The sequence below is a fragment of the Pseudoalteromonas sp. SR45-5 genome, assembly GCF_014163565.1.
GTDB classification, from domain to species: domain Bacteria; phylum Pseudomonadota; class Gammaproteobacteria; order Enterobacterales; family Alteromonadaceae; genus Pseudoalteromonas; species Pseudoalteromonas distincta.
The window spans coordinates 1-5,265 of record NZ_JACJDN010000268.1; the positions used below are offsets into that span (position 1 = coordinate 1).

Annotated in this window: 6 protein-coding genes; 3 read left to right on the top strand and 3 right to left on the bottom strand. The window is 39.8% G+C overall.

Going from position 1 to position 5,265, the window contains the following annotated elements; translation table 11 throughout:
- The coding region (locus tag H5072_RS11155) for an alpha/beta fold hydrolase (RefSeq protein WP_182693555.1) at positions 1 to 571 on the bottom strand (571 nt) is incomplete at its 3' end.
- 266 nt (positions 572 to 837) lie between these two features.
- Here H5072_RS11155 and H5072_RS11160 point away from each other — a divergent pair.
- The gene (locus H5072_RS11160; RefSeq protein WP_008172584.1) at positions 838 to 1,677 is read left to right on the top strand and encodes an isopenicillin N synthase family oxygenase; all 840 of its coding nucleotides are present in this window, start codon (positions 838 to 840) and stop codon (positions 1,675 to 1,677) included.
- A 200-nt stretch (positions 1,678 to 1,877) separates the two neighbouring features.
- Positions 1,878 to 3,272 (top strand): DEAD/DEAH box helicase, encoded by a 1,395-nt coding sequence (locus tag H5072_RS11165; protein WP_182693556.1) that lies wholly within the window; start codon positions 1,878 to 1,880, stop codon positions 3,270 to 3,272.
- 124 nt (positions 3,273 to 3,396) lie between these two features.
- Here the strand turns inward: H5072_RS11165 and H5072_RS11170 are convergent, their stop codons facing one another.
- Together H5072_RS11170 and H5072_RS11175 are read right to left on the bottom strand one after the other, a co-directional pair.
- Positions 3,397 to 4,152 (bottom strand): DUF3307 domain-containing protein, encoded by a 756-nt coding sequence (locus H5072_RS11170; RefSeq protein ID WP_182693557.1) that lies wholly within the window; start codon positions 4,150 to 4,152, stop codon positions 3,397 to 3,399.
- Positions 4,152 to 4,775 (bottom strand): hypothetical protein, encoded by a 624-nt coding sequence (locus H5072_RS11175; protein WP_007586990.1) that lies wholly within the window; start codon positions 4,773 to 4,775, stop codon positions 4,152 to 4,154. The genes H5072_RS11170 and H5072_RS11175 overlap by 1 nt, the downstream gene beginning before the upstream one ends.
- Before the next feature lie 150 nt (positions 4,776 to 4,925).
- Here H5072_RS11175 and H5072_RS11180 point away from each other — a divergent pair.
- Positions 4,926 to 5,265: NYN domain-containing protein (locus H5072_RS11180; protein WP_182693558.1), on the top strand; the 340-nt coding region annotated here is incomplete at its 3' end.

Genomic DNA, 5,265 nt, shown 5'->3' on the forward strand with positions numbered 1-5,265 from the left:
TTACTAATAATGCGCGCTTAAGTTTACTTATGTGGCTTTTATCGTACTTGGCTATATCGTCAATAAATTGCTTTTTAATGGTAAATTCACGACCAGCTAAGTTAACTTTAGCTTCCCCTGATGCGTTAATTTCATCAAGGTGTGCTTCAAAGTTATGCGCTACGTGCTGCGCATCTGACGGTGCGCCAATGGTTGTAATAGCCGATACTTCAGGAATATGCTCAGCAGCAGCAAGAACGGCTGCCCCGCCTAAACTGTGGCCAATGAGTAGTTGCGGCGGAGCAAAATGTTCACGTAAATGATTTGCCGCAGATACTAAATCTTGAATGTTTGATGAAAAGTTACTGTTAGCAAAATCACCATCACTATTACCTAAACCGGTAAAGTCGAAACGCAGTACGGCGATACCTTGTTGTGTGAGTGCACGGCTAATCCGTGTAGCTGCTGCAATGTCTTTACCGCATGTAAAGCAGTGTGCAAATAGCGCGTAAAACTTAACGTCACCAGAGGGAAGTTCAAGTTGGCCGGCAAGTTCTAAATCGCCGCTTTTAAAAGATACTTTTTGTCGCATGGGGAGCCTTATTTACACAAATAAAATATATTCTAATAATAAACCAGAGATAGTTACTAAACCTTGCAAATTCAACGTTTTTTATTAGTTGATCTTGATCAAGCAAAGTGACAGTGACTATGCCTTGCGGACATATGTCCTTATGTTTTTGAGGTCATTTGTCTATCCTCGCATAGCGCCATAATGAAGGCTTTGCTACTTTATATAAGTAATTTAGCACTATTAAAAGCAACTCACTTCACACAACCTATTCACTGGAACGTACAATGCAATTACCTACTGTTGATTATAAAGCTCCCGATGCGGCTGCACAATTTGTTGAATCGTTAAGAAATACTGGATTTGGCGTTTTAAAAAACCACCCAATCCCACAGTCTTTAGTTGAGTCTATTTACAAAAATTGGCAAGACTTTTTTAACTCAGAGCAAAAGCACGACTTTTTATTCTCTAAAGAAACTCAAGACGGTTACTTTCCGCCTTCAGTATCAGAAGTAGCGAAAGGCTTTACAATAAAAGACATTAAAGAGTACTTTCATGTGTACCCTAAAGGTCGCGTTCCTGCCCAGCTTGAAGCTGATGTACGTGAATACTACCGTTTAGCAAGTGAATTTGCTGGCACATTATTAAGCTGGGTTCAGGCTGAAGCACCAGCTGATGTACGTGCTAAGTTTTCAATTGATTTAAAAGACATGATTGCCGATTCTGAGCAAACATTGTTACGTATCCTACATTATCCACCAATGACGGGTGATGAAGAGCCTGGTGCTATTCGCGCAGCAGCCCATGGCGATATCAATTTATTAACTGTATTACCAGCTTCTAATGAGCCTGGTTTACAAGTTCAAAAAACAGATGGCGGTTGGTTAGACGTGCCATGTGATTTTGGCAGCTTAATTATTAATATCGGCGACATGCTACAAGAAGCGTCGGGCGGGTATTTCCCATCGACAATTCACCGTGTAATTAACCCAACGGGTAAAGCATCTACTAAATCGCGTATTTCATTACCGTTATTTTTACACCCGCATCCAGATGTTGTGCTTTCAGAGCGCTACACGGCAGATAGCTACTTGCAAGAACGTTTGCGTGAGTTAGGTGTTAAGTAACTCTAATACTTAGAGTAATTAAGTATAAACAAAAAACGGCCTATGGCCGTTTTTTGCATTTTTAAGCAACTTAATCACAGGTTTAATTTTAATAAACTATGCTCAATTGCATATAACGTAAATAATGGCATGCATTCTTAGCTACTACAGGTATAATGCGCGCAACTGGCTAATGTAGCCTTATTTAAAAGAGAGTTTATATGAGTTTTGAAGGTTTAGGTTTATCACAGTCTTTGGTTAATGCGGTTTTAGAAAAGGGCTATGAAACGCCAACGCCGATTCAGGCTCAAGCAATTCCTGCAATTATTGAACGCCGTGACGTTATGGCAGCAGCGCAAACAGGTACAGGTAAAACAGCGGGTTTTACATTACCACTTATTGAGCGCTTGTCGTCGGGTCCTAAAGCTAAAAGCAATCACGTACGTGCGCTTATTTTAACGCCTACACGTGAACTTGCTTTGCAAGTAAGCGAAAACGTTGAAGAGTACGCTAAGCATTCTGATGTGAGTTCATTTGTAGTTTACGGTGGCGTTAAAATTAACCCACAAATGCAGCGTCTTCGTAAAGGTGTTGATATTTTAGTAGCAACGCCGGGTCGTTTAATCGACTTACATAATCAAAATGCAGTTAAATTTGATAGCGTTGAAGTGCTTGTACTCGATGAAGCTGACCGCATGTTAGACATGGGCTTTATTCACGACATTAAACGCTTAATTGCTAAAATGCCTGCTAAACGTCAAAACTTGATGTTTTCGGCTACATTTTCAGATGAAATTCGTGCATTAGCAAAAGGGTTAATTAATGACCCAGTTGAAATTTCAGTTGCAGCAAAAAATACCACTGCAAAAAGTGTTACTCAGTGCGTTTACGCGGTAGATAAAACACGTAAAACAGCATTGCTAAGCCACTTAATTCGCACTAACGATTGGCAACAAGTATTAGTGTTTAGCCGCACAAAGCACGGTGCTAACCGCTTAGTTAAACAACTTGAACGCGATGACATTGTAGGCGCGGCTATCCATGGTAATAAATCACAAGGCGCACGTGTTAAAGCACTTGATGGTTTTAAAAGTGGTGAAGTACGCGTATTAGTAGCAACAGACATTGTTGCACGTGGCTTAGACATTGTTGAATTACCGCATGTTGTTAACTACGACTTACCAAACGTATATGAAGATTATGTTCATCGTATTGGCCGTACAGGCCGTGCTGGTGCGTCGGGTCATGCGATTTCGTTTGTAACGGTTGATGATGCTGTTGATTTATACGGTATTGAACGCTTTATTGGTGAGCTTATACCGCGTGCTGAAGAAGACGGTTTTGAGCCTATTAACCCAGTAGCTGAACGCGCATTAGATGCTCGCCCACTGCCGGCTAAAAAGCCTAAGAAAAAGCAGCCTTTTAATAAGCCTAAATCTGATAGCAGCAAGCCTAACAGTAAAAAGCCGAACAATGGTGGTAATGGTACCGGCCCACGCCGTGGTGGTTCTAAAAAGCCAGCTGTTAAAACAGATGACAGCGCGCAAAACCCATGGGCAAAGCGTGAATCTGTTGGCGGTAATGGCCAACGCCGTCGTCGCACAAATAACGATTAATCATTATTAGTGATTGCACTAGCGTTTAATTAATTTAGAATTTAGTTAAATGCTGATACAAAAAACGCGCTCCCTTCTTTAATTAAATAGAAGCAGCGCGTTTTTTATTGCCTGTAATTTGTACTTACTGTATTGCCTGCCTGATTAAATAGTTAATACCTAAACCTACAAATAAAGTAACACTTACGCTAAGTAATGTGCCGAGCATGACGTACTCGGTAAGTTTTTTATCTTTGCTTGCACTTAAATCACCAAACCTAAATACCGACTTTGCCGCAAGTAAAAAACCCAGCCCTGCAAATTGATCAAGCAATATAAAGCTCAGCATAAGTACGCGTTCCAACATACCTATGCTTTGCCCTGCAAGTGGTAAGCTACCAGTACTTGAAAAGTTACTTGTTAAACGCTCTAACATCATTCTTATAAATACTGCGCTGGGACTTAAAATAATTAAATAACCGCATACCACCCACAGTATGTTGGGATCAGTGAGCATATTATTAATTGCAGCCATAAAGCTATTATTATCAGTTAGCCAAATACTGAGCGCAATAATAACGAGTATGTGCGCTATTTGATCTAGTAAAAAAGGCACCACGCCTTTATTAGAATACGATTTAGCTATATCAATAAAGTAATGGCTCAGCATAATGCTCGCCGTGGCAATTAAAACACTGCTTAGTTGCTGCCACCCGAATGTGTATTCCCACAGGGTAATAATGAGTGCACTTGTTACACCATGCACTAGTACATGAAAATAAAGCTTACTGGCTTTAAAGTGACGGGTATTTCTGTCGTTTACCCAACTCATAGGTTGCCAGTAAAAATCAGCGAGTAAGTGGCCAATAATAAGCGCGACCAGTAAAAGTGAAAATTCCATTATTCACCTCCTTTAATTATATTTTTTATAACGTGTTGTGTGTGCTTAATAAAGCGCTCTATAAGTTGGTAGTGCGCTAAATTTAGTAGTTTGGTTACGTTTTCGCGACTTGTTTTAAGCTCTTTAGCCAGTGCCGCGTGGCTGTTGTCTGGTGATGTTAAATAGACATACAGGGCATTTGCTTGTTTTTGTGTGATTTTAGTGAGCAATACGTCAGCAAAGGCTAAATTAAGATTTAAGCTTTCATCGAGCTGCTGCTCGTTAATATTAAAAACAAAGCGTTGATTGCCTATTTTATCAAGGCCTTGCCCCGAAAGAGTAAAAGCAGAACCGGTTGCTGTTTTTATATCGCTGCGTGGGTTATCTATTTGCCCAAGCGCCAAGCTTTGTCGTAGTTCATAACCTGACGATTTAAGGTGTAAATATACAAGTATGGCATTTTTAAAAAGGAGCTCAGGATTATTAACTTGTAACTGAAAGGCATCGCCTCGGTATATATTCCAAAGTGTTTGCTCCCCCGAAATGTTTCGCAAACTTTGCTCTAGTTGATAAAGCATGGCATCGTATTGCTGCTTAGGGATTGTTTGCGATTTAATAATATCGCCGCTGATCACACCAATCATAAAAATCTCAAAATGGTTACTTTTTAATATGTAACCAATATTGGTTACATAAGGGTATGTAACTAATTTAGGTTACTTAAATATAAATTGCAAGGTACACTTATTTTATAACGTTACTTTTATTGCTATTAATCCTCACTAGGACACTAAATGACTTTACAAAACGAGCAGCAAAGCACGAAACCACGGGTCGGTATTTTTGTTGATGTGCAAAATATTTATTACACGTGCCGTGAGAGTTACGGGAAAAATTTTGACTACAATGCGTTTTGGCGAATGATGGAGGCGCAATACAATATTGAGTGTGCTTTTGCGTATGCTATTTATCGAGGAGATGAAAAGCAAAATCAGTTTCAAAATATTTTGCGTGCGATTGGTTTTGACGTAAAGCTAAAGCCATTTATTCAACGCCGTGATGGAAGTGCTAAAGGCGATTGGGATGTAGGCATAACAATAGACATGTTAGAGCAGGGTAAAAATCTTGATAAAG